Genomic DNA, 24,196 nt, shown 5'->3' on the forward strand with positions numbered 1-24,196 from the left:
TCTAATACGCATATTATATGTGCATATCTGATGATGTTCAACCCCAATTGCTCATTAAGGCCGCCCCGATTCCGGCCGCAACTACTGCCACTAAAACATAGCGCCACCAACGCCCGCCGTCACCGGCACGCCGTTCCCAAATCAATTCCACATGGGGCAAAGGCGGTGCCTCCGGCGCGCCACCTTTGCGCGGCAACTGTTCATCAAGTCGGCGGATGATGTCGGGGATCATCTTCAACGTATCCGCCTGTTTCTTGATGCCGTCGGCGAGCATTGCTTCGGGTCCCAGTTCGCCGCGTATCCAGTCGCGGACAAAAGGCGCAGCGACATCCCACATATTGATGCCCGGGTTCAATGACGTCGCAATGCCTTCGACCATCACCATCGTTTTTTGCAATAGTAACAAATGTGGCTGGGTTTGCATGTCGAAGTCGCGGGTTATGGCAAACAGACTATCGAGCATCTGCCCGACGGACAATTCACTGACCGGTTTCCCGCGCGTCGGTTCGCCGACCGCGCGCAACGCCGTCGCGAATTCGTCCACATTATGGTAGCTTGGCACATATTGTGCCTCAAAATGAATCTCTGCGACCCTTTTGTAATTGCCGGTGGTCAGGCCATAAAGAATTTCGGCAAGCCAGAACCGGGCTTGCCGGTTGATACGGCCCATGATCCCAAAGTCGATGGCAACAATCGTTCCATCGGCCCGGACAAATAAATTGCCCTGATGCATATCTGCGTGGAAATAGCCCTCAGAAATGGCTTGGCGCAGGAAAGTGAGCACCAGCTTTTCCGCTAGTTTCTTGAGGTCATGGCCCGCAGCTTTCAACGCATCAATATCGGCAATCTTGACGCCATCGACCCACTCCAGAGTCAAAACGCGCCCCGATGTACGGTCCCAGTCAATGGCCGGAATCGTATAGCCTTCGACGGCCACCATAGCATCCTTGAGTTCGGACGCGCTCGCCGCCTCACGACGAAGATCAAGCTCTCGCAAGGTCCAGCGCTTGAGATTGGCGATGACCAATTGCGGACGAAGTCGGGCCGCTTCCCCGCCCAATGCCTCCAGATGCGCTGCAGCCCATTCGTAAGTTTCAATGTCGCGGGCAAATTGTTCGCGAATACCTGGACGCAATATTTTGACTGCAACATCCCGTCCGTCTGTCGTTCGGGCGCGATGGACTTGTGCGATGGACGCTGCCCCAACGGCAACGGGATCGATATATTCGAATAGTTCCGCCGCCGGTTTGTTCAAACTGGTATCGATTTCGGCGAAAACAGATTCAAATGGCGCCGGCGGTAGTTGGTCCTGCAGGGTCAGTAAGTTATGCGCGGCTTCGACCCCGATAATGTCAGGTCTGGTGGCCAATGTCTGCCCCAGCTTGATCGCAGCTGGTCCGATAGCGCGAAACGCGCCCGCATAATCCGGTACCTTTGGCTGAATTGAGCCGAACCTTGCAATCCGGCACAGCCGCTTGACTTGCGGCGGGGTGTTCCTGTCGGCTTCGATGGCGCGCAACGCTCCATGTCTTGCAAGGATACGCCCCCATTTCAGAAGGCGCAATATGTGGGTCGCTGGACGGGTCATGTTCGTCGGAACCCTCCGGCACAGGGGAGGGGGGTTTTCGCAAAACGCATTCTTATACCTTCCATCCGCTATGGATGGCCACCAATCCGCCCATAATCGGTTCGACTTTGGTTTGTGCAAAGCCTGCTTCGCCAATCATGCGTTTGAAACTTTGCATATCGGGAAACCGGCGAATCGATTCGACAAGATAGCGGTAACTATCCTCATCACCGGCGATCGCTTTACCCAGCTTTGGAACCAGCCTTTCGGAATAGACATCATAGACTTGCGCCAGGCCCGGCCATTCCACCGTCGAAAATTCAAGGCAGTAAAACCGACCGCCATAGCGTAATACGCGGTGGGCTTCTTTAAGAGCAGCCGGAATATCAGTGACATTCCGAATTCCAAAAGCAATCGTATAAGCGTCGAAATGACGGTCGGGGAATGTCAGTGTCTCGGCATTTTGTGGTGACCAGATCAGCGTGTCGATGCCACGCTTCATGGCCCTGTCCATTCCGACGCCCAACATATCTTCATTGATATCGGATACCGTGACCTGGGCGCCCGACTTTTCCATGCGAAACGCGATATCGCCCGTGCCACCTGCCATATCGAGAATATCTTCATCTGGCTGCGGTTTGACCCGTCGGACAAATGTATCTTTCCACAGACGGTGCAAACCGCCCGACATCGCATCGTTCATGATGTCATATTTGCGGGCAACATTGGAAAACACGCCGCCGACACGGGCGGTTTTCTCTTCTGGGCTAACCTGTTCATAGCCAAAGGATACGGTATCTGTCATCGCTTCAGCCTCTAGCCAAGTGCTGCCCGCGTCGCTAGCGGATTCGCATGCCAGAACTACCTGAAGTTGAAACCACGGTTGCCGGACTACGCAAGGTACTTGAAGGAGACGTCATCGCAAGGGCGCAGGCCTTTCGCGCCGACCTTCGATGGCCGATGCCCGTCGATCTTCGGCAACGGTTGACCGGCGCGCGGGTCACCGGTCTTGGCCGTCGCGCCAAATACGGGCTGATCTATACAGACCGCGACGATGTGTTGATATTTCATCTGGGCATGTCTGGACGGTGGCGGGTGGATCCATCGAAAATGGAAAAGCACGACCATTTTGTTATTGAAACGCAAAGCGGGCGCTTGGCTGCCCTGAACGATCCGCGCCGTTTCGGGTCTCTCGATATCACATCATTGATTGAACTGGATAATTTTAAGGCGTTTAAAGGGATGGGACCGGAACCTCTTTCCGACGACTTCGACGCATCGGTGTTAATGGCAGCATTGCATGGCCGGACCGCACCGATCAAGGCCATGCTGTTGAACCAGAATGTCGTGGCGGGGCTGGGAAATATTTATGTGTGCGAGGCCCTGCATATGGCGGGAATTTCGCCAGCGACCGCCGCCAGGAAAATAAACAAGTCGCGGCTTGAACGGCTGGTCGCGGCAATAAAGGAGGTACTGACGGCGGCCATCGCCGTCGGTGGTTCGACATTGCGCGATTTTGCGGCCCCGGATGGTGAGTTGGGATATTTCGCAAAGGATTGGCGGGTTTATGGTCGTGAAGGACAGGCCTGTATATGTGGTGCGCCAGTTTTGCGGCAGATCGATTCGGGCCGATCCACCTTTTATTGCGGGAAATGCCAGCGATAGCTTGGCATATTTGCGGCTTTTGCAGGTTGACGAATCTGAAACCCACCGCTAAGGGCGCTCCTTCAACGGGCTGGCACTGCAAAATGTGTTCCGTCATTTAACGAAATTTGAGGACTAAAATGGCCAATACGCCGCAAGCTAAAAAGCGTATCCGTCGCAATGCGCGTCGCACCGAAGTCAATGGCGCTCGCGTCAGCCGCATTCGCACTTTTGTAAAGAAGGTAGAAGCGGCTATCGAAGCAGGCGACAAAGCAGCGGCGACCGAAGCATTGGCCGCAGCGCAGCCCGAACTGGCGCGCGGTGTTTCGAAAGGCGTTCTGCATAAGAACACGGCTTCGCGCAAATATGGTCGTTTGACAAAGGCTGTCGGGTCTATCGCCTGATTATTATCGCCTCGACCGGTTAGCCCCGGTACTGACGTTAAAACCCGCCCTGCTTGTGGCGGGTTTTTCTATTTTCATTGCACCATTGACTTAATGCATGGTTTTCCTGCGATTCGGAGGAATCGAATTCCTAATTCCATGAAAAAAACATGTAAAACAAAGCGTTAAAAATTAATTTACGCTTTTGCTTGGCTTGCACAGAGTCAACAGCATTTATTTCACTTTTTTTGCAGACCGCCCCTTGCTCGACTCGTTTGTGCGCGTCTAAGAACTTGTTTCCAGCATCGCGTGACGATAGTCGAGCAGTGCCTCACATTGAGAATTGGACACAGACAGGGCTTCATTTGGCAACGAATGGGCGATCCGGATCTGTGGCTTGATGTTTAGGCAAATAGTTCGCGGTTTCGCCATGATGGAAAGGGGTGGACAAGAGGGGTTTTCAAAAAGGTGACCGGTAACAATTTTGTATCGCTAGGCAGTTCCGGTCAAACCGAAGATCGTGGTACTGACGGTGCGTTGACGGCTCGTTTTGATGCCGATTGGCAGATTATTTCATCCGGCTTGCGACGTGATTTGGGGGCGCAAATCTATGGTCAGTGGATTCGTTCGATTGCATTGGGCGATTTTTGCGACCTGACAGGAACGCTTGAACTGCTTCTGCCTTCCGATTTTTCGGCGAGTTGGGTGTCCGATCATTATGCTGATCGCCTGCGACTTGCTTGGACGTCGACCAACAAAAATGTCAAACAACTGAAAATCCGAACCCGCCCGGGTGCGGCGCGTGTGGAAATGTTGCGCGCATCTGGCGTGACTGAACGTCCTGCGGCGCAGCATATGGCCGAAATATTGCCCGTGCGTTCGGCCCTTGACCCACGGATGACATTTGCAAATTTTGTCAAAGGCCAAACGAATGTTCTGGCGCATAGCGCGGCGGAACGTGTTGCAGCCAAAGACAAGCCTTTGTTCAATCCACTCTATCTGCAGGCAGCAACAGGGCAGGGCAAAACTCACCTGATGCATGCGATTGGTCACGCTTACGCCGAAATAAACCCCGACGCGCAGATCATCTATATGTCGGCGGAAAAGTTCATGATGGAATTTGTGACCGCGATGCGGCGCAAAGAAGTTATGGAATTCAAGGCACGGTTGCGCGCTGTTGATGTTCTGTTGATTGATGACATTCAGTTTATCATTGGCAAAGTGTCAACACAGGAAGAGTTTCTCCATACCATTGACGCCATCATAGGCGCTGGAAAGCGACTCGTCGTTGCTGCGGACCGTGCGCCGCAAGCATTGGATGGTGTAGACCAGCGGATTCTTTCGCGTCTTTCCATGGGTCTGGTTGCCGACATTCAGCCTGCCGATCTTGAACTGCGTCGACTGATATTGCAGCAGCGTCTTGCACAAATGCCTGAAGCACAGGTGGGTGAAGATGTGGTGGAGTTTCTTGCGCGCACCATAAGCCGGAACGTCCGTGAACTGGAAGGCGGCTTGAACAAACTGCTGGCTTACGCCCAATTGACGGGCAAGCCTGTGACGCGGACATTGGCCGAAGAGCAGCTGAAAGATATCCTCAGTGCCTGCCGTCGTCGTATTACAATTGATGAAATCCAGCGCGCCGTTTGCGAATATTACCGTATCGACCGCAGCGAGATGTCATCAAAGCGCCGCGCGCGCGCAGTGGTCCGTCCGCGTCAGGTGGCGATGTATCTGGCCAAGGTAATGACGCCGCGCAGCTACCCTGAAATCGGACGAAAATTTGGTGGGCGGGATCATTCGACCGTGATCCACGCGGTGCGGCTGGTTGAGGATTTGCGGAAGCAGGACAGCGACATGGATAATGACGTTCGGGCTCTGTTGCGTCAGTTGGAAGCATAGGCTCTGAACCTCGACCGGGTTTCCACCTGTTAAACATCGCTTTTCAACGGGCGCTCCACAGCTTATCCACAAACCTGTCCGGATTCGGGAGGCAGGCTTGGTAAAATTTTGCAATAATTGCGGTACAGCCAACCCTCAAGACGCCTTGTTTTGCGCCAAATGCGGGTCAGCAATAGGTTTGGTGCCTATTTCGCTGGAGCCGGATAAAGCGCTTGTGCAAAACCCACCACGGACAGACACCGGGCCGGACGATATTCTGAACCGCGATGCGATTGAAAAGGGCGAGAACATTAAAAAAACCGATGCACCCAAACGCAACTGGCTGGTTCTCGTGGCTGCATTGGGCAGCATCTTCGTCATTGGCGCCTTGTATTTCTGGCTGTTCATTATGGATGATCTGCGTGAGTCATCGGTGGATGAGGTGTCGGGCAACACTGAAGCGGGCGTCACGTTGGAAGCCAAGCAGATGTTCGCCATGACCGAAGCAAATATACGCGACCGGGCGACGACCTCCGGCAGTCAGATTTTAGGAAAACTGCCCCGAGGCAGCGCGGTAACCGGGGTGGTAAAGCTCGGGATGGATGGCACCAGCGAATGGCTGGAACTTTCCGATGGCAAAGGCTTTATTGCCGTTGTCAACCTCGCTGATACCCAGCCTCCGGAAATTGCGAAATCTTTGAACGGCAAAATCTGGGTTGCTGATAGCGCACTGGATATTTGGGCGCAGCCCGACACCGGCGCCTCGCTTCTCGACAGGGTGAGCGCTGGAACGAAACTTACGCTTTCAGGGCTAACCCTGAATGACTATATCGAAGTCCGGCTTGGCAATGGCGGATTTGGCTATCTGGCCAACGGTGCAACGATTTTGTCGCGGTTGGGAGGACGCCCAATTACAATCATTTTTAATCCGCAAAGCTGCAGTTTCGGTGGGGAATTGGGCACCGAGTTTGCCAAAATTGGTACGCGTCTGAAATCGCAATGGACCGAATTGGAAAATCGGGAGTTTGCCGATGAGGAAGCCCGTGACAAAGCCTATGCCGCGGCGGAGAGTAAAAGTAGCTATGTAAAATTACAGCGGTCTTTCGAAGGCTTGTCTTTAACCGCGATCGCGCAACATTTTGAATCCCAGTCGCTGTACTTCTCGGATCCACCCGAAAAAGTTATCGACGTATTTCGCAAGAAAGGTTTCCGCATTGGCAGTGACGGTGCATTCCCCTCGACGGAGCTTTACGCTGGGATCAGCGCAACGCGCGGCGAGGGGGCTGCTTACGGCAAAACCGAACTTGGCTGCGGTGTATAGCCCTGGCTGGGGCTTAACGCTTTTCTTCAGGTGCCACTGATATCCGCACGGTTTCGCCGCTATTTCCCGGGAATCCGGTAAACATAGCTTCGACCAGATTGGGTACAAGATAAGGCAATTTGTTGGACCGCGATTTTGCTTCTGCCTTGCCTTCGAACAAGCGTTTTCCGTCCTGGGCCCGGTCGATTTTCATGTCGATATTGGCTGTATAGACCGTAAAACTGTCAACATCATAGGGCCGGTTAAAGCCACTGAATAGGAACGGGTCATAATAGCCCACGACATAACGATGTCCAAGCCGCGTGCGAACGACATAAGGGCGATAGGATCTGCCAAAGCCCCAATAAGGGTCGTAAAAAGGGTCTTGCCGAACGATTGTCCGTTCCTTGCCCTCATCCACGCCATATCCGAGCGTGACAGTCATATCTGCGGTGGTTCCGGGCGCAGCAGGCGTATAACCTATTTCCTGTAATTCAGCTGCGACCAGCGACGCATATTGGCCAAATTCTATCCCGCCTGCGAAGGCGGGGTCAGATGCCTGAACTGAGAATGACTGCCCTTTAGGCGCGGGAAGCTCCTGGAATCGGGATACATCGGCCTTAAAGGGCGTAGCGCAAGCGCTCAACGTCATCATTGCGGCTGAAACGAATAGCAGCGACACGATCTTCTTCATTTTCATCTCCTCGACTTTAGCCCCAGTCGTTGTGGACGCATAATGTCGCTATGTCGATGAACTGTTGTTTAACAGCGGCCAACTAAAATATTATCGCAAAAGACCAAGCGCTCCATAGGCTGCCTGTAATGTCGGTGCGGCCAATTCGCGCGCCTTTGCGGCCCCTTTTGCAAGCGCGGCATCGATTTGTTCGTGGTCGTGCCGTAATTCGCTGAATCGGTTCGTTATAGGGCGGAAACTTTCAATGACCAATTCGGCCAAAGCCGGTTTGAACGATCCGAAGCCCTGGCCTGCAAAGCGGCTCAAAGTGGCGTCAACGCTTTCTTCGGCAAAAGCTGCATAAATGCCGACGAGATTGCTGGCTTCCGCCCGGCCTTCCAGTCCCGCAACTTCGGACGGAAGTGGCTCCGCATCGGTTTTTGCTTTCTTGATCTTGTTTAGGATCGTATCTGCATCGTCAACCAGATTGATCCGGCTCATATCGCTTGGATCGGATTTCGACATTTTCGCAGTGCCGTCCCGCAGCGACATGATGCGCGCGGTTGCTTTTGGAATGATCGGGTCCGGCAATGTAAAAATCTCTGTCCCATTTCCATAGTCATTGTTGAATTTTTGAGCGATGTCACGCGCAAGTTCGAGATGCTGTTTCTGGTCTTCACCCACCGGCACATGGGTGGCCTGATATAGCAGGACGTCGGCCGCTTGCAGGACGGGATAGGTGAACAGGGCAATGCTAGCGCCTTCGCGGTTCTTGCCCGACTTGTCCTTGAACTGGGTCATGCGGTTCAGCCAACCCATGCGCGCCGTCCCGTTCAACAACCATTGCAGTTCGGCATGGGCTGGCACTTGTGCTTGATTAAACAATGTCGCCTTGTTGATATCCAGCCCGCATGCCAATAATGCGGCAGCCATTTCTCGGGTATTTGCGGTCAGTTCTGCTGGATTGTGGGGCATCGACAAGGCGTGCAAATCGGCAAGAAAATACAGGCATTCCATTTCGTCCTGCATTTTTACCCAGTTGCGGATCGCTCCCAGATAATTACCCAGGTGCAAATTACCGGTCGGTTGAATGCCCGATACGACGCGCATGGCTCAATTCTCTCCCGTTGCTGGACCGTTGCGGCGCAGCAGGCGATTCACCCGATCCTTGTCTAGTGCGCCGACCAGATAGCCGATAAAGAAGTAGGCTGCCATTCCGCCGCCCACCAACACCACCAGAGAACTGATACGCGTTAAAATGTCGCTTGAAAAATTAGGCAGTAACAGGCCCATCATCCACCAGAGCAGTGCCGACATCGCAGCCGTGGCGACAAGTTGGCGCGCAATACGATTGCCCAATTGTCCTGTAAAATGAAACCAACCCCGTTTGTGCAAAACGGCATAAAGCAACAGGCAGTTTAATGTGGCCGAACAGGCAGTCGCACCTGCCAATCCGACAATACCATAGGGGCGCACTACAAACACGTTCAGGATGATATTGAATATCAAAGAAATCAACGCCGTATATACCGGAGTTTTTGTATCCGAGCGGGCAAAAAAGCCAGGATTGAGAATTTTGACAATCACATAGGCCGGCAGTCCTGCAACGAGGGCCATCGTGATGTAGGACATTATAATCCCATCCTCAGGCTTGAATTTGCCCCCGACGAAGAATGCATTTACGAACGCAGGCGCACATATTGCCAAAGCAGCAGCAGCGGGCAAGGTAAGCAATGTTGCCATTTCAAAAGCATCGGATTGCAAGCGCTGGGCCTTGATCTTATCATCGCTTTGAATATGGCGCGACAACATGGGCAGGATGGCCGTGCCAAGCGCAATTCCAACGATTCCCAAAGGCATCTGGTTTAGCCGATCTGCCATTTTCAGCAGCGTAAGCGACCCTTGTGGTAAGGAGGTCGCAAAAAAAGTGTCGACAAATTGGCTGATCTGGTAAATGCCCGCGCCGAAGGTCGCGGGCAGTATAACCATACCCAATTGCCTGACCTCAGGCGTTAACTTCGGTTTTCTAATATGCAGTTTTAACCCTGCGCGCCGAACTGCCCACCACAAATAAAGAAACTGGACAAACCCTGAAAGCGACACTGCAGCACTGAGCGCATAGACAACAAAGCGGTCATCGCCGCTGTCGCCACGCCAATAATTTCCGGTAATGATGCCGCTAATCAACACCAGATTGAACAGGACAGGCGCAATTGCCCCCGGCGCAAATCGTGACCGCGCATTCAGTAGCCCTGACAGCATCGCCACAAGGCTGATGAAAAACAGATAGGGAAATGTAACGCGGCTGAGGAAGACCGAAAGTTCGAATTTACCCGGCACCGATTGATATTCACTGGCCAGCCCGAATACGATGATAGGCATGGCAATCATCGCGAGGGCTGAAAAGCCAAGCAGCACCCAAATGAAGATGGACAGCACATCATCCGCAAAGCGCGCTGCGCCCTCTTCGCCCTCTTCGCCAGCCAGTTTTCGGGAATACATCGGGACAAATGCGACAGAAAACGCACCTTCGGCAAAAAGCCGTCGAAATGTATTGGGCAAAGTAAACGCCAATTGATAGGCGTCCCCGGCAAGCCCTGCACCAAGCACGCGCGCTAACAGGACGTCACGTACAAAGCCGAAAACACGGCTCAGCAGGGTGAATCCTGCAATTGTTGATGTGTGCTTGAGCAGGCTCAATTTACCGCTCCTACTGAATCAGCAATCAGGCTTCACCCGCAGGCGGGTTTTCCACCATTTGCTGTGCCTGAGCGATTTGCTGCATATATAGCGCATTAAAATCAATCGGTTCCAATACCAGTGGAGGATAACCCGCATCCCTAACGGCGTCGGCCACAACGCGGCGCGCAAAGGGGAACATCAAACGCGGTGCTTCACCAAAAAGGAAAGGATGGGCTTGATCATCGGGTACATTACGTAATCCGAACAGCGTACCATATTCCAGTTCGACCGAAAAATGCACGCCATTGTCGCTTTCCGCCTTCACCGAGAGTTTTAGCCCGACTTCGTGAACTTCCTCATTTATTGAAGCCACCTGAATGTTAACCTGCACATCGATTTGCGGCTGTGCATCCCATTGCAAGCTATGCGGTGCCTGCGGATTTTCAACCGACAGGTCTTTGATATATTGGTTCAACATACCCACGGCAGGGGCAGTATCTTCGCCATTGGCTTTTACATTTTCAGAAACGATAGTGCCTTCTTCTTCGGCCATGAGATGTCGTGCTTTCCTAATTGTAGAGCTAAATCCAATTTGCGAGGCGATTTTCACGCCAGCAATTGCGTGCAGCGCCTAGCAGGGGCATAAAAAAAGGGCAATCGCTGTGTTGCATTGCGGCGGATCGGAAGTTTCTTTAGGTAAAGCCCTTTGAAACTATCTCGTATAGTGCTTATATGCCGAATAGGGCGGAGCTGAAATCAAATATTATGATATCAGCGCTAATCATTCGTCCATGTTTTTCGCGCACGGAGGCGTTGTGACTTTCACCATCGTATTGCTTGCTCTTGTTGCTGCTTTTCTGGGGCTGCGTCTTTATTCTGTGCTGGGAAAACGCACAGGGCACGAACAGGAACCCGTCGCGCGTCAGCCGATTGACAACACGCCACCCATAATCCGTCAGCCTCTGGTTGCTGGTGATTCGGCTTCTGCGTTGCCAAAGGGGGACAGTGAAGCCATCGAAGTGGCCGCGCAGAGCGGCGTCCGCGCTATCGCAAATGCCGATCGCAGTTTCGACCTTGGCCTTTTCATGGAAGGTTCTAAATCAGCATATAAAATGGTGCTTGAAGCCTATTGGAAAGGTGAAAAGGAAGCACTTCGTTTTCTGTGCGATGACGACGTTTATGCAAGTTTTGCAGATGCAATCGACGGCCGGATCGCACGGGGGGAGACATTGGAAAACCGCTTGGTGCGTATCGAAGAAGTGCGCGTTGTGGATGCCAGTTTCGACCATCCAATGGCGCGGATAACAATCCGGTTCGATGCCGATATAGCCTCTCTGGTGAAGGATTCGGATGGCAATGTCATCGGCGGTTCGATGACAGATGCGGTGGAAACCCACGATATCTGGACATTTATGCGTGATGTAAAATCGGGTGACCGTAATTGGAAGCTTGACGAAACCGACTCGGTCTGATTCACCGGCGCGATGAAACGCGCTGCTTTTTTTCTCGCATTGTCTTTGACAACGCTTTCTGCATGTTCGGGAAGCATCATCCCCAATGGCGGAATGGCTCCATCGACCCCGCCGGAGCGCCCTGTAAATGAAAGGCCCGCGAAGCCGGTTCCATCCACCGCTGAGCCAACATTGCCTTCGGCGGCTGTTGCTGGCGATGGGACCATTGCGGCAACATTGGGTGTGGTGCGTGGCCCCGAAATCGGTGCGCTGGTCGTTGATCGGCGCAAAGCGAAATTGGCAATGGACAGTTTTCGCACAAGCTGTCCCGGGCTTGTGCGCCGCACAGATACGAGCGGATTAACGCAAGGCAACGACTGGGTCGCAGCCTGCGATGCGGTAAAAACATGGACGGGAGATGCGATTTCTTTTTTTGCCGCTTATATGGACGCCGTGCAGGTGGGCGATGGCAAGGCCTTTGCGACCGGCTATTATGAGCCTGAAATTGAGGGGTGCCGAACCAAACAGGCAGGGTGCGACGTTCCTGTTTATAAGCGCCCGCCGGATTTGATCGATGTGGATTTAGGGGCATTTTCCGATGACCTGAAGGGGAAAAACATCCGCGGGAAAGTTATCGGAACCAAGCTGGTACAATATGATGACCGTGCCTTGATCGAAGGCGGTTCGCTCGCTGGCCGTGGCCTCGAAATCGCCTATGCCAAGGATGTCGTCGATTTCTTCTTTTTGCAAATACAAGGGTCGGGGCGCCTGAAACTACCCGATGGTGGCGTCATGCGGATTGGGTATGAGACCCAAAATGGCCGCGGATATACCGGTATTGGACGATTGATGAAGGACCGGGGCCTGATAACCGATGGTTCGATGCAGGGCATTGTTGCCTATTTGCGCGCCAACCCGGAAGAAGGGCGCAAGATCATGCAGGAAAATAAAAGCTTTGTTTTCTTTCGCGAGCTGACCGGTGCGGGGCCCTTGGGTGCGATGGGCTACCCAGTGGTCGGAGAAGCCAGTGTGGCGGTTGATATCAAGTTCATCCCGCTGGGTGCGCCGATATGGCTTTCAATGGATCGAGCCGAGCCCAACGGCATCTGGATTGCCCAAGACACTGGCGGCGCAATTAAAGGGGCTAACCGGATTGACACTTTCTGGGGCGCGGGGGATCGTGCAAAGGCAGTCGCTGGCGGCATGGCCGCGCGCGGTGCGGCGTTAATCTTCTTGCCAAAATCTTCTTTGGCGCGGCTTGGGCTTTAGGCTGCGCTATGGCGCGGCGGCTGGACAGCAATGAAAAAATGCTTTGGGGCAGGGTGATTGAAACGGTCAGGCCGCTGCATATCATCACGCCGAATGTTGGCGCCAAAACTGTTACGCCGCCGGCAAAGCCAACTGCTAAATCACCGCAACGTCCGTCATCTACCGAGACTGTTGCCAAAATCGGGACCCCCAACATAGGAAGTGCGCCAAAAGCGCCGCCGGCCCACCACAATCTGGACGGCCATTGGGACCGCCGGATCAATCGAGGTGGCATTGTCCCTGACATCAGCATTGATTTGCATGATGCCAATCTATCGCGTGCTTATTCCCGATTGGACGGTGCGCTGGAGCAGGCAATATTACAGAAATTCAAGGTCATCCTTCTTGTCACCGGTAAACCACGCGCACATGATCGTGCTTCGGGTGAAGGGCGCGGTGCCATTGCTTCGGTGGTGCGTGACTGGCTGGCGGCATCTCGACACGCCCGCCATATCTCCGCTGTCCGCAACGCACATCCCCGGCATGGCGGAACTGGAGCGCTCTATATTGTCTTGAAGACTTAAGTGGTCCCCATCCTAGATCCTGACACTAAGCCTGCGAGCCAATTGGTCGCCCTGCCAATATTTTGAGAGCTACCCTTTTATAAATCTCGGTCAATATGTCGAGGTCGGCGATGGCAACTGCTTCATCCAGTTTGTGCATGGTCGCATTGCAAAGACCAAATTCCACAACCGGGCAAATTTTTGTTAGGAACCGGGCGTCGGATGTCCCCCCTGTCGTGGACGGTTCAGGCACAATGCCGGTAACAGCCTCAACCGCTTCGGAAATGGCCGCTGATAACTCCCCTGGCGGGGTCAAAAATGCCTCGCCGGAAATCATCGCGGTCAGGGTACCGCCGCCTGACTCGACCAGTGCACCCATATGCGCGACCAGTGACTCACCTTGCTGCAAATCGTTGAAACGGATCGACAGCCGTGCCCCGGCTTTGGCAGGGATGACATTGGTCGCCTTGTTGCCAACGCTTATGTCGGTGATTTCGATATTGCTCGGCTGGAACCAGTCCGTGCCGTCATCGAGGTGAATGGCCTCGATCTGCGCCAATATCGCCACCAGTTTCGGGATCGGATTGCTCGCAAGGTGCGGGTAGGCGACATGGCCCTGCGTCCCGGAAACCTCGATCCACATATTAACCGATCCGCGCCGCCCGATTTTCATCATATCACCTAGCCTGTGGACGCTGGTGGGCTCACCAATAAGACAGGCGTCTGGAATGACCCGGTGCGCGCGCATATGGTCAATTAGCGCGCGGGTGCCATAAATGGCCGGACCTTCTTCATCGCCGGTGATAATCAGACTGATGGTGCCGACTTCGGCCGGAATGTCATGCAGCGCGGCGACAAAGGCTGCAATACTGCCCTTCATATCGACGGCGCCACGACCGTAGAGCAAATCCCCCCTTATCTCGGGAACGAATGGGTTGCTATGCCAACCCTCACCGGGCGGGACGACATCCAGATGTCCGGCAAAAGCAAAATGGCGCCCGGGGCCTTTGCGGATAGCGAAAAGATTTTCGACAGGCGCGCCATGGGCGGGATTTTCGTCGCCTTCACCTGCGATAAATCGATGCACAGTGAAGCCAAGGGGAATTAACATTTGCTCCAGCGCATCAAATGCCGTGCCAGTGGCCGGGGTGATGCTTTCGCATGAGATCAGTTTTTTTGCATATTGCAGGGCGAGGCTGTCAGTCATTGGTCCGCAGCGTTACGAACTTATCGCACGCGAGACAAGTCAGACAGACGTTTTACGTAATGCCTTTTCGGTCAATGCTACGTCGGCCTCTACCGCTCCTATGATTGCGACCGAACCATCGGCATCGCGTCTAGCAACAAGCAGGACGAATTCCTCACCTGTCCCAGCGAATTCGCTCAGATCCCGGGTTTTTGCGGTTCGCAAGCGCAAACGAGGGTCGACGGGATCGGCGGCGACATGCTGACCGGCGGCCACTTTTTTAGCGCGGCGCTCGGCTGCGATAATGCCTTTCAGGCCACCTTCATATTGCCAAAGTATTTCCGCAAGTCCGCCCATCGGTACGGCATTGCGATCCGCAAATTGTAGAGCGGTCGCAAATTCGGTGAGGCGGGTTTTATCATAGCCTGCGCCAAAAACCAGTTTCACAATTGGCGTAAACGGTGCGCGAACCTGTGTGACAAGCCCGGCATCTGAGAGCAAATCTGCGTAATCAGAAGGGTATTTTGCTGCTATCAAGGCGAAGTCATGGGCGCGGCCGATTGCTTGGTACAAGGCTTCACGGGTACGCAGATCGGAATCGCGTGCGTTATCAGCACTTTGCCGAGCTGCATCCAGCCAATCCGCGAGCGATGAGTTCTCGTCGGGTTGCGTTTCGATAAATTCAAACTCTTCGCCCAATTCCAATGCGTCGGATTCCGGGTCTTCATCAAGATGTCCGGTAGTCGGGCCATCAGCCCAAACCGGAACATGTTCCTTTCTTGGAAGAGCTGTGGCCATCGCCTGTTCCACTTCCAGCTGAAGTGGCGCGGCGACGTCGGCGGCAACGGCTTCTTTCCAATTGATGACGCCATAGATAAAATCAATGGTGTCGTCGTCTGACGAATAGGGAAGTAAGATGCCACGGTACATGATGTTGACGCCGCGATCATTCACGAATTCCGCTTCAAATCCGATGGGTGCACGGTTGGCGATAATTTGTAGATAATGGTCTGTGATGCGCGATAGCAATGAACGGCTAGGTACTTCATCAAGATAGGTGACTTCATCGCCTAGCCCGCATTCAGATCGCAATTTTTCGCCCAAAAACTCGATTGAGGGGTTTTCGATCCCGGACGTGAAATCGAGTAATACGCTGTAATCCCGAAAATCTTCGACTGCCGATGGATCCAGCTCTTCAATCGCCGGGTAGTTTTTGTCGTGCAGTTGTGCGGTCCAGAAATTATAGGCGCGGACTTGCATGCGGCGTTCATCGTTGGAAATGACTGGCGGCGCTTCGATGGCGGCATCTTCTTCTTGTTCGAAGATGTCATAGCCGGGCAAGTCGGCATTATAGTCCGATCCAAATGGCTCAAATCCGCGCAAATTATCCATCTTTGGGTCCTGTCGATGTACGTCGCGACTTCTCAGTCCGATCTATACTGCTCCAAGGATGGTTAAGATGGCGTAAACTTTTGCTGCAACTCCTACCGTGACCGCTGGCGAACCATAGCTTTGTTTACGAAGGCGGAGCCAAGACGCGCGACAGTGCATCTCCCCAGCCTGTCAACCTTGTTTGCCGATCGGTATCGGGCATTGCCGGCTGGAACCGCGTTACACCCCCGCGCATAGCTGTTGCGGCCTCCAGCGACAGGTAAAGACCCGCCCCCACCGCAGCGAGCATCGCCGCGCCTAATGCCGTTGTTTCGATGAACGCCGGACGTTCGACATCTATATCAAGAATATCGGCCAGATCCTGCGCCATCCAGTCATTCGCAACCATGCCGCCATCGATACGCAATGCGGCCCAGTCGGCCCCGTCGGCGGCAAAGGCGGTTTTCAAATCATGGATCTGGTGCGCCATCGCCTCCAACGCCGCACGTGCAATATGCGCCTTTTTGGCGGAAAAACTAAGGCCTGCGATCATGCCACGGGCATTGGGTTGCCAATGTGGAGCGCCCAAACCAGACAATGCGGGAACCAGATAGACCCCGCCATTGTCCGGAACGCTGCGTGCCAAAGGTTCGGTCTCCGCCGCGCTACCGATTAGTCCTAAATCATCGCGCAACCATTGTACCAGACTGCCTGCGACAAAGACCGATCCTTCAAGCGCATAATGCCGTTCGCCCTTGATCTGGTATAAAACAGTCGAAAGCAGACGATGTTTCGACTGCCGCAACGTGGTGCCGGTTTGCGTCAATACAAATGCACCGGTGCCAAAAGTCGCTTTAGTTTGGCCAATGTCGAAACATCCCTGCCCAATGGTTGCGGCTTGTTGGTCTCCGGCCATTCCTGTGATCGGGATGGGACTTCCGAAAAGTTCCGCTGCCGTATTGCCTAGTTCGCCCGAACAGTCGGTGATTTCTGGCAAGATTTCGCGAGGGACCCCAAACAGGTCGGTAAGGCCATCATCCCAGCCGCCGCTGCCGATTGCCATCAATGCGGTTCGTGAAGCGTTGCTGGCATCGCTGATATGCACGCCACCCGTCAGGCGAAAGACAAGATAGCTCTCAATTGTGCCAACGCGCAAATGTGCACCGGCCTCGGCCAGTTGCGGCCAGTTGGCGAGCGCCCAACCAATTTTCGAGCCCGAAAAATAGGGGTCGAGCAACAAACCGGTTTTTGCCTGAACGACCGGTTCTTCGCCGCGCTCGCGCAGGGCCAGACACCGGTCCGCCGTGCGTCGGTCTTGCCAGACGATTGCAGGGGCAAGCGGCTTTCCGGTGCGCGCATCCCAGAACACAACGGTCTCACGCTGGTTGGTAATGCCAATGCCTGCGATCTGGTCTGCTCCACCGGCCTTTGCGACCATTTCGCGCGCACATTCTAGTGTGAGGTTCCAGATCTCCTCTGCGTCATGTTCGACGAGCCCCGGGGCGGGATAATGTTGCGTCAGCGGACGTTGGCAACTGCCGAGTGCCTCGCCACTGGCCGCGAACAGCACTGCGCGGGTTGAAGTAGTCCCCTCATCAATGACCAATATGTTTTCGCTCATGCCTCAAGCGCCGAAAGACGGCGTCCCTCCTTGCTCCAGATAAAAACAGCCCTGTTCCCGAACAGGAACCGGTTGACGGCCAGAGCCATCAAAACACATGAAACCAAAACAATGGCCATGACATCAATATAATGCAGCCAGCCAATGCCGATATGCTGATAGAATGTCTCCCCAGCATAAAGCGTGTCGGGAACATAGAGAATGAAATTGTGGAACGCATAAAGCGCTACGCCCCATATCAAACCTGCGATTGCAGCGCGGGCATCCATATTGCGAAACAAAAGTCCGGCGATGAAAGCTGACAAGATAGGCATAGAGGAAAGTCCATTGAGTTGCTGCAACAGGTTGATGATGCTCTTTGCATTTTCAAAAACGGGTACAAGCAAGATGGATGTGACCGTCAAAACCACCGAAACTATCGCTGCCAAACGCCAGTGATTGGCAACCGGACGAATGTATTTGTCGTGGAAGTCGACTGAATAAAGCGCCACAGAACTGTTCAAAATCGCGCTGGTATGGGCAATTACTGCCGCCATCATCATTGCGGCAAAGGCACCCGACATCCACCCCGGAAGGACGTGGGCAACCAGCTTGCCATAAGCCGCATCGCCCAGGCTGCCGAACAATTTATAAGCCACGACGCCTGGAATAACGACAATAGCGGGTATGATAAGAATGCGAACAATTGCCGCCGCCAATACACCTTTCTGCGCCTCTTTCACCGTGGGGGCGGTCATCGCTTTCTGGGTGATATTCTGGTTTGTCGACCAATAGAAAATCTGGATGAAGATCATGCCGGTGAACAATGTGTGAAAAGGTATCGGCGACGTTATGCTGCCGATCATCGAAGTGCGTTCGGCAGGCACCGTTGACAGATCAAAACCCACCGCTGCCAACGCGAGTATGACCACCAGAAACGCAATTGCGAGCACACCTATTCCCGAATATGTGTCCATCACTGCCACCGCCCTCAGACCACCGGTGATGGTATAAATCGCGGCAATGATAGCCATTGGCGCGGCGAACCACAGCAGCGACCAATCCACACCAAACATCGACTTGAGAAAAAGACTTCCAGAATAGAGTGCAGCAGGAAGGTAAATAAGGATATTACCGAGCAGGAATAATGCGGAAATGACGGTGCGGATACTGCCACCTTTATAGCGCCGCTCAAGCAATTCGGTGACCGTAGTACACTTGTTGCGATAATAGATTGGTACAAAAACATAGGCTAGGATCATCAGGCCAACAAAACCCGAAATTTCCCACCATGCGAGCAACAGCATCTGGTTGCCGTTCATCCCGACCAATTGTTCGGTAGACAGGTTGGTCAACGTGATTGACCCCGCGACAAAAAGCCAAGTCAGCCCGCCGCCCGCAAGGAACACTTCCTTCGTTGAACCAGAATCCTCGGTGCGGCTGGCACCTTTGCCATGCACCTTCCAATATGTCAGGATCGCGATTAGCACGGTGAGTGCGACAAATATGGCAATCTGGCCCGCACTATTCGTGGTTTCAAACATTTCCGCTCCCGTCTGACTTTTTACGCAAGTTCGGACTTGCGCTTTTTTGTAGTTTGCGAAACTAGACAAGCAGACCGAAAAGACAATCCAACAATTCAAAAATTGCTACAAACGCCCATAGAAATGCAGGAGAGTCGCTTGCAATATCTTCGCCTTGATTCCGAAGACAGCATGGTTCTGTTTTCCTGTGAAATTGGAAAGCCACCGTCGCTTCTCTATTGGGGCTCTGCGCTTTGCAAAGATGCGCCGGGCGACGAGCTTGATCGGCTTGCTTTGCGTCAGGGGATGCACGGAGTCGCAGATGTTGCGCTGCCCATATCGTTGGCGATGGAGGCGGGGCTTGGTCATCCAATGGTACAGGGCTTGGCCGCGCACCGCGGCGGCAATGACTGGGGCAGCCTGTTCCGGGTCGCCAAAGTAGAGACGCTGCCGCACGGCGCGACAATTATTTGCCGTGATGAGCAGACGCGATTGGGGCTTGAATATCGCATCGGATTTGAACCCGAAACAGGCGTTTTTCTTATCGCGTCCACACTGACGAATTATGGACCGACAACGCTCGACGTTAACGAGATGGCCACGGCTTGCCTCGAACTGCCGCAACACATGACCGATATCATCGGCTTTACGGGACGATGGACGCAGGAATTTGGCCGCGAACGGATCGCCCGGATGTCCGGTAGTTATGTGCGTGAGAACCGCAGCGGGCGGACCTCGCATTTCAGCTACCCCGCCTTGTTGCTCGCTACAGCGGACACCAACGAAAGCGCCGGGGAAGTTTTTGGCCTGCACTTGGCATGGAGCGGAAATCACCGGCTGCGTGTCGATACGCTGACCGATGGGCGCGTAATTGCGAGCTTGGGCGGGTTGCTGTTTCCCGGCGAAATCCGCTTGGCTCCGGGCGAAAGCTACGCCAGCCCCGAAATCGTCGGCGCCTATAGCGCGCAAGGTTTCAGCGCGCTTAGCCGGAAGTTCCACAACCACGTCCGCACCAAATTGCTGCGAACCGAGATGCGCGCCAAGCCAAGGCCTGTGCATTACAATACCTGGGAAGCCGTCTATTTCGATCATGATACCGACAGGCTGAAAGAGCTTGCAACCAAGGCGGCCGCATTGGGGGTCGAGCGCTTTGTACTGGATGACGGATGGTTTGGCGCACGGCGTAATGATCTTGCAGGGTTGGGTGATTGGGTTGTTTCGCATGACGTTTATCCAGACGGGCTCAGGCCGCTTGTCGACCATGTCACCGGTCTGGGCATGGAAATGGGCATCTGGTTCGAACCTGAAATGGTCAATCCGGACAGCAATCTCTTCCGAGCGCATCCGGACTGGGTTCTCGGCGCTGAGGCTGTCGATCAGGTCCCGTTCCGCACCCAATTTGTGCTCGACATTAGCAGGCCCGAAGTGGCGGATTATCTGTTCGAACGGATCGACGCGGTTTTGCGGGACCATGACATCCGCTACATCAAATGGGACATGAACCGCGATCTCAGCCACCCCGGCGGCGTGGATGGCAAGGTGCGGGCGGTGGCGCAGGTGCATGCGCTTTATGCATTGCTGGACAGGGTTCGCGCCGCCCATCCGCAGGTTGAAATCGAAAGCTGTTCGTCGGGCGGGGCGCGGGCAGATATGGGCGTGCTGGCGCATAGCGACCGTGTTTGGACTTCCGACAGCAATGACGCATTGGACCGCCAAAATATCCAGCGCGGCGCGAGCTTCTTTTTGCCGCCCGAGATTTTGGGTTGCCATGTCGGTCCGGCCCATTGCCATGTGACGGGACGTCGCATTTCGATGGCGATGCGTGCAGCGACGGCGCTGACCGGCCATATGGGGTTGGAATTGAACCTGCTGACCGAGCGGGAGGCGGATCTTGTCCAGCTCAAAGCCGCCATTGCCATGCACAAGCAGCACCGCAGTTTGATGCATGATGGCGATATCTACCGCCTCGACACGGCTCCGCAGCATCTGGCCAGCGGGGTTGTGGCGCGGGATAAATCGGAAGCTCTCTTTTCGTTCAGTTATATGACCGGTGACCGGCATGTTTTACCGGGAAGGCTGCGATTTGTGGGACTCGATCCGGCGCGCAGCTATCATCTCACTCTCATCTGGCCTGAGGGATGGCAGGCGGTGAAGGCTCCGTCCCTCATTGAGAAACTTGATCTTTCCGGTGCAGGTTCGGTGTTCAATGGCGCAGCTTTGATGCAAGCGGGGATGCAATTGCCACATGCCCAGCCGGAGACATGCCTGCTGTTCCACTTGAAGGCAGTGTAGGGCCACGTCATCATCGGTACAAACGCCTCTGCGCGCTCTCCAAGTCAGCCACAAACTGCAGCCGTTCCCGTTCTGCCGCCTTGGCATCGGGAAGGCGCAGCAGATAGCTGGGGTGGATGGTAACGAGGACCGGCACACCTTCGAGGCTTTCAAAGACCTGACCGCGGCTGGCGGTGATGGGTAAAGACCGCCCGGTCAGACTGAGTGCTGCTGTCGCGCCCAGCGCAACGATCAGTTCCGGTTTCACCAATTCGATCTCGCGTTTCAACCACCACCGGCAGTGGTTGATTTCACTGACATTTGGCCGCTCATGGATGCGCTTTTTGCCTTCGGGCCGGAATTTGAAATGTTTGACCGCGTTGGTCACATAGCTTTGGGTACGATCCACGCCGGCCTGCGCCAGCGCTGCGTCAAATATCTGCCCCGCAGGGCCAACGAAAGGACGTCCGGCGCGATCTTCCTGATCACCGGGCTGTTCGCCGACAAACATCAGCCGGGCATCGGCTGGGCCTTCGCCAAAAACCAATTGGGTGGCAGGGCCATAGAGCGGGCAGCGGCGGCAGCGGTCGGCTTCGGCGCGCAGGGTGGCGAGTGTATCGGCAACCATGGGCACAATATCCTTTTCGATCATCGCCACCTCCCGGTTGCGCGCCGACTGGATTAGCTCGGTCACCAGCGCCGTTTCCGGCATGTTGTGCCAATATTTTTTGGGCATCTCCTTCAGCATGGCGTTTACTTTGAGCCGGGCTGGATTGAAGATGGAGCTGTAATAGGTCTTCCATTGGTCCTCGACACTATCTTCGGTCGGGGCGTCGGTTTTTAACTTGGCTGAAGCTTCGAGCAGTGTTTGGCGGTCCCAGTGGATCGTCAGGCTGGGGGTCAGGATCGACCATTTCATTCCGGCAAAGCGGCGGACGAAGAAGGCGGCGTTGGTGCGGACGATGTGGTGTTCGGGTTCGAACCAGGCCACGAAATGCTCCTCGCCCCCTGTCTCCCCGCCTTCCTCCTCGACCCGGCGGAAGCGCAGAAAAGCGCGCATTTTGTGGATATCGCGTCGGACATTCTTCGCCATCATCTCCAGCTTGCGGAGCAGGGGATCGGCCTCGTCCCCCATATGTCGCTGCCGCGCCTTCAGGTCGATGAGCAACTGGTAGAGCAGGCCAAAACGTTCCGGGTCCGAATGGCAGATGACCGACCGCGCCAGCTCGGCAAAGCCCTTGGGTACGCCAATGGGTGCCGCTTCCAGACTGGCCTCTGCGCTGGCAAACAGGTCGGTGCGCTGCTCGCCCACCTGCCACACCACATCCGCCGGCCGCGCGCCCAGCCGCATCAGCCCGCGGCACTGGTTGCGCCAACCGTCAAAATCATCCTCCGCCGCAATCCGCGCGGTAATCATGCGAAAAGCTCCAACTGCTCCGTCTTGGGCGCAACGCTGGCGCGCAAATGTTCAAGATCGGTGAGCGCCCCCGGCGTCCAGCCATCGGCAATCAGGAAAGGCCGGATTTTCGCGATCGACACCGTCAACCGCCCCACATCCTCCAGCCGCAACCTGCGCCAGCGGCGCGCATTGAGGATAGCTCTCACCGCCTTGATCCCGAGCCCCGGCACCCGCCATAGCATTTCCTTGGGTGCACGGTTGACGTCGACCGGGAACTGCCCGCGATGCTTCAGCGCCCAGGCAAGCTTCGGGTCGATATCGAGCGGCAACATGCCATCGGCTTGCGCCGCATCGACCACCTCTTGCGGGGCAAAACCGTAAAAACGCATCAGCCAGTCGGATTGATACAGCCGGTGCTCGCGCATCAGGGGCGGGCGTTGCAGCGGCAGGACCGCACTCGCGTCCGGGATCGGGCTGAACGCCGAATAATAGACGCGGCGCAGGCCGAAGCGGTCGTACAACCCGTTGGCGCGGCGGACGATATCGCTGTCGGTCGCGGCGTCCGCGCCGACGATCATCTGCGTCGATTGGCCTGCGGGCGCAAAGTTCGGCGCGCTGCGGTATTTCTTCTTGGCATCACGGCCGTCAAGGATCGACGTCTTCAACCCGCCCATCGCGCTTTCGATGCGCTCCTCGGACTTTTCGGGGGCAAGGCGGTTCAGCCCTTCGCGCGTCGGCAATTCCACATTGATCGACAGACGGTCCGCATGCCGCCCCGCCGCCTCCAGCAGCTCGGGGTCGGCATCGGGAATGGTCTTCAAATGGATATAGCCGCGAAAGTCATGATCCTCCCGCAGGCTGCGCGCGACTTCGACAATTTGCTCCATCGTATAGTTGGAGCTTTTGATGATCCCCGACGAGAGAAACAGCCCCTCGATATAATTGCGCTTGTAGAAGTTGAGGGTGAGGTCGACGACTTCCTTGGGCGTAAAGCGCGCGCGGCGGACGTTGGAACTTTTGCGGTTGATGCAATAATGGCAGTCAAAGATACAGCTGTTGGTCAGCAAGATCTTCAGCAGCGATATGCACCGCCCGTCGGGCGCATAGGCATGGCAGATGCCCATCCCCTCGGTCGATCCGATCCCGCCCGATTTGGAGCTGGACCGTTTTACGGTTCCGGAAGAGGCGCAGGACGCGTCATATTTGGCGGCATCCGCCAGGATGGCGAGCTTCTCGGTCACTTGTAATTGGGTCATTTGTTCTGTATATGTTCACAATGCCGGTGCGTCTATACCGGATAATGGCCACCGCAAGATTCTCACAATCCCCCTCCCGCTTGCGGGAGGGGTTAGGGGAGGGGGCGGGCCGTAGGTCCGCCTTGCGACGTTGCCAACTCACCCTCCCCCAGCCCCTCCCGCAGGCGGGAGGGGAGTAAGGCGCACTAACTCCCACTCCCG

The 24,196-nt window shown here is 55.0% G+C and carries 20 protein-coding genes and 1 pseudogene; 9 read left to right on the forward strand and 12 right to left on the reverse strand.

All coding sequences use genetic code 11. The features are described 5' to 3' along the window. Positions 1-37: 37 nt before the first annotated feature. Complete coding sequence (gene ubiB / locus EUU23_RS01485; protein WP_160352365.1) at positions 38-1,588, reverse strand: 2-polyprenylphenol 6-hydroxylase; 1,551 nt, start codon at positions 1,586-1,588, stop codon at positions 38-40. A 52-nt stretch (positions 1,589-1,640) separates the two neighbouring features. After that, a complete protein-coding gene (locus tag EUU23_RS01490; RefSeq protein WP_160352366.1) occupies positions 1,641-2,372 on the reverse strand; it encodes a class I SAM-dependent methyltransferase in 732 nt (243 codons plus the stop codon). 47 nt (positions 2,373-2,419) lie between these two features. Here EUU23_RS01490 and mutM point away from each other — a divergent pair, with 47 nt between their 5' ends. The 5 genes and pseudogenes from mutM (at position 2,420) to EUU23_RS01510 (ending at position 6,793) form a co-directional block, all read left to right on the forward strand. Beyond that, complete coding sequence (mutM, locus tag EUU23_RS01495; protein ID WP_160352367.1) at positions 2,420-3,232, forward strand: bifunctional DNA-formamidopyrimidine glycosylase/DNA-(apurinic or apyrimidinic site) lyase; 813 nt, start codon at positions 2,420-2,422, stop codon at positions 3,230-3,232. Positions 3,233-3,351: 119 nt separating this feature from the next. After that, complete coding sequence (gene rpsT / locus EUU23_RS01500; RefSeq protein WP_160352368.1) at positions 3,352-3,615, forward strand: 30S ribosomal protein S20; 264 nt, start codon at positions 3,352-3,354, stop codon at positions 3,613-3,615. 447 nt (positions 3,616-4,062) lie between these two features. Continuing rightward, the gene (dnaA, locus tag EUU23_RS01505; protein ID WP_160352369.1) at positions 4,063-5,493 is read left to right on the forward strand and encodes a chromosomal replication initiator protein DnaA; all 1,431 of its coding nucleotides are present in this window, start codon (positions 4,063-4,065) and stop codon (positions 5,491-5,493) included. 97 nt (positions 5,494-5,590) lie between these two features. Next, positions 5,591-5,659 (forward strand): annotated as a pseudogene (locus EUU23_RS14380) (zinc-ribbon domain-containing protein); the annotation flags it as partial. Between the two features lie 15 nt (positions 5,660-5,674). Then, entirely contained in the window at positions 5,675-6,793 is a 1,119-nt protein-coding gene (locus EUU23_RS01510; RefSeq protein WP_246156001.1) for an SH3 domain-containing protein, read from the forward strand. A 13-nt stretch (positions 6,794-6,806) separates the two neighbouring features. Here the strand turns inward: EUU23_RS01510 and EUU23_RS01515 are convergent, their stop codons facing one another. The 4 genes from EUU23_RS01515 to secB all read right to left on the reverse strand — a co-directional run bounded on the left by EUU23_RS01515 (position 6,807) and on the right by secB (position 10,680). Next, positions 6,807-7,472: a DUF4136 domain-containing protein gene (locus tag EUU23_RS01515; RefSeq protein WP_425505095.1), complete on the reverse strand. Its 666-nt coding sequence runs from the start codon at positions 7,470-7,472 to the stop codon at positions 6,807-6,809. Positions 7,473-7,556: 84 nt separating this feature from the next. Beyond that, positions 7,557-8,555: a tryptophan--tRNA ligase gene (trpS, locus tag EUU23_RS01520; RefSeq protein WP_160352371.1), complete on the reverse strand. Its 999-nt coding sequence runs from the start codon at positions 8,553-8,555 to the stop codon at positions 7,557-7,559. Between the two features lie 3 nt (positions 8,556-8,558). Further along, the gene (gene murJ, locus EUU23_RS01525) at positions 8,559-10,145 is read right to left on the reverse strand and encodes a murein biosynthesis integral membrane protein MurJ (protein WP_160352372.1); all 1,587 of its coding nucleotides are present in this window, start codon (positions 10,143-10,145) and stop codon (positions 8,559-8,561) included. Positions 10,146-10,170: 25 nt separating this feature from the next. Next, positions 10,171-10,680, reverse strand: coding sequence for a protein-export chaperone SecB (gene secB, locus EUU23_RS01530; RefSeq protein ID WP_160352373.1), 510 nt, complete (start codon positions 10,678-10,680; stop codon positions 10,171-10,173). A 262-nt stretch (positions 10,681-10,942) separates the two neighbouring features. Between secB and EUU23_RS01535 the strand changes: the two genes are divergently transcribed. The 3 genes from EUU23_RS01535 to EUU23_RS01545 are packed head-to-tail and all read left to right on the forward strand — an operon-like array spanning position 10,943 to position 13,410. Then, positions 10,943-11,599, forward strand: a complete 657-nt coding sequence (locus EUU23_RS01535) for a Tim44/TimA family putative adaptor protein (protein ID WP_343032669.1) — start codon at positions 10,943-10,945, stop codon at positions 11,597-11,599. A gap of 12 nt (positions 11,600-11,611) precedes the next feature. Further along, complete coding sequence (mltA, locus tag EUU23_RS01540) at positions 11,612-12,847, forward strand: murein transglycosylase A (RefSeq protein WP_160352375.1); 1,236 nt, start codon at positions 11,612-11,614, stop codon at positions 12,845-12,847. Between the two features lie 8 nt (positions 12,848-12,855). After that, a complete protein-coding gene (locus EUU23_RS01545) occupies positions 12,856-13,410 on the forward strand; it encodes a Smr/MutS family protein (RefSeq protein ID WP_160352376.1) in 555 nt (184 codons plus the stop codon). Positions 13,411-13,435: 25 nt separating this feature from the next. Here the strand turns inward: EUU23_RS01545 and dapE are convergent, their stop codons facing one another. The 4 genes from dapE to EUU23_RS01565 all read right to left on the reverse strand — a co-directional run bounded on the left by dapE (position 13,436) and on the right by EUU23_RS01565 (position 19,090). After that, positions 13,436-14,596, reverse strand: coding sequence for a succinyl-diaminopimelate desuccinylase (dapE, locus tag EUU23_RS01550; RefSeq protein ID WP_160352377.1), 1,161 nt, complete (start codon positions 14,594-14,596; stop codon positions 13,436-13,438). Positions 14,597-14,635: 39 nt separating this feature from the next. Further along, complete coding sequence (locus EUU23_RS01555) at positions 14,636-15,967, reverse strand: PAS domain-containing protein (RefSeq protein ID WP_246156006.1); 1,332 nt, start codon at positions 15,965-15,967, stop codon at positions 14,636-14,638. Between the two features lie 124 nt (positions 15,968-16,091). Next, positions 16,092-17,567: an FGGY family carbohydrate kinase gene (locus tag EUU23_RS01560; RefSeq protein ID WP_160352378.1), complete on the reverse strand. Its 1,476-nt coding sequence runs from the start codon at positions 17,565-17,567 to the stop codon at positions 16,092-16,094. Beyond that, positions 17,564-19,090 carry a sodium:solute symporter family transporter gene (locus tag EUU23_RS01565; RefSeq protein WP_160352379.1) on the reverse strand — a complete coding sequence of 509 codons (1,527 nt, stop codon included), beginning with the start codon at positions 19,088-19,090 and terminating at the stop codon, positions 17,564-17,566. Before EUU23_RS01565 ends, EUU23_RS01560 begins: the two co-directional genes overlap by 4 nt. A 123-nt stretch (positions 19,091-19,213) precedes the next feature. Here EUU23_RS01565 and EUU23_RS01570 point away from each other — a divergent pair, with 123 nt between their 5' ends. Further along, a complete protein-coding gene (locus EUU23_RS01570; protein WP_160352380.1) occupies positions 19,214-21,361 on the forward strand; it encodes an alpha-galactosidase in 2,148 nt (715 codons plus the stop codon). Between the two features lie 10 nt (positions 21,362-21,371). Here the strand turns inward: EUU23_RS01570 and EUU23_RS01575 are convergent, their stop codons facing one another. Both EUU23_RS01575 and EUU23_RS01580 read right to left on the reverse strand, forming a co-directional pair. Then, a complete protein-coding gene (locus tag EUU23_RS01575; protein ID WP_160352381.1) occupies positions 21,372-22,757 on the reverse strand; it encodes a UdgX family uracil-DNA binding protein in 1,386 nt (461 codons plus the stop codon). Next, the gene (locus EUU23_RS01580; protein WP_160352382.1) at positions 22,754-23,995 is read right to left on the reverse strand and encodes a putative DNA modification/repair radical SAM protein; all 1,242 of its coding nucleotides are present in this window, start codon (positions 23,993-23,995) and stop codon (positions 22,754-22,756) included. Before EUU23_RS01580 ends, EUU23_RS01575 begins: the two co-directional genes overlap by 4 nt. Positions 23,996-24,196: the final 201 nt, after the last annotated feature.

Source organism: Sphingorhabdus profundilacus, from assembly GCF_009769755.1.
Taxonomy (GTDB): domain Bacteria; phylum Pseudomonadota; class Alphaproteobacteria; order Sphingomonadales; family Sphingomonadaceae; genus Sphingorhabdus_B; species Sphingorhabdus_B profundilacus.

Excerpts from the sequence above, each read along its gene's own strand:
- mutM (WP_160352367.1), top strand. The coding sequence starts at position 2,420 with ATGCCAGAACTACCTGAAGTTGAAACCACGGTTGCCGGACTACGCAAG.
- EUU23_RS01490 (WP_160352366.1), bottom strand. The coding sequence starts at position 2,372 with ATGACAGATACCGTATCCTTTGGCTATGAACAGGTTAGCCCAGAAGAG.
- ubiB (WP_160352365.1), bottom strand. The coding sequence starts at position 1,588 with ATGACCCGTCCAGCGACCCACATATTGCGCCTTCTGAAATGGGGGCGT.
- dapE (WP_160352377.1), bottom strand. The coding sequence starts at position 14,596 with ATGACTGACAGCCTCGCCCTGCAATATGCAAAAAAACTGATCTCATGC.
- mltA (WP_160352375.1), top strand. The coding sequence starts at position 11,612 with ATGAAACGCGCTGCTTTTTTTCTCGCATTGTCTTTGACAACGCTTTCT.
- EUU23_RS01545 (WP_160352376.1), top strand. The coding sequence starts at position 12,856 with ATGGCGCGGCGGCTGGACAGCAATGAAAAAATGCTTTGGGGCAGGGTG.
- trpS (WP_160352371.1), bottom strand. The coding sequence starts at position 8,555 with ATGCGCGTCGTATCGGGCATTCAACCGACCGGTAATTTGCACCTGGGT.
- EUU23_RS01515 (WP_425505095.1), bottom strand. The coding sequence starts at position 7,472 with ATGAAAATGAAGAAGATCGTGTCGCTGCTATTCGTTTCAGCCGCAATG.
- EUU23_RS01555 (WP_246156006.1), bottom strand. The coding sequence starts at position 15,967 with ATGGATAATTTGCGCGGATTTGAGCCATTTGGATCGGACTATAATGCC.
- secB (WP_160352373.1), bottom strand. The coding sequence starts at position 10,680 with ATGGCCGAAGAAGAAGGCACTATCGTTTCTGAAAATGTAAAAGCCAAT.
- EUU23_RS01565 (WP_160352379.1), bottom strand. The coding sequence starts at position 19,090 with ATGTTTGAAACCACGAATAGTGCGGGCCAGATTGCCATATTTGTCGCA.
- EUU23_RS01570 (WP_160352380.1), top strand. The coding sequence starts at position 19,214 with ATGCAGGAGAGTCGCTTGCAATATCTTCGCCTTGATTCCGAAGACAGC.
- EUU23_RS01580 (WP_160352382.1), bottom strand. The coding sequence starts at position 23,995 with ATGACCCAATTACAAGTGACCGAGAAGCTCGCCATCCTGGCGGATGCC.
- EUU23_RS01560 (WP_160352378.1), bottom strand. The coding sequence starts at position 17,567 with ATGAGCGAAAACATATTGGTCATTGATGAGGGGACTACTTCAACCCGC.
- EUU23_RS01575 (WP_160352381.1), bottom strand. The coding sequence starts at position 22,757 with ATGATTACCGCGCGGATTGCGGCGGAGGATGATTTTGACGGTTGGCGC.
- rpsT (WP_160352368.1), top strand. The coding sequence starts at position 3,352 with ATGGCCAATACGCCGCAAGCTAAAAAGCGTATCCGTCGCAATGCGCGT.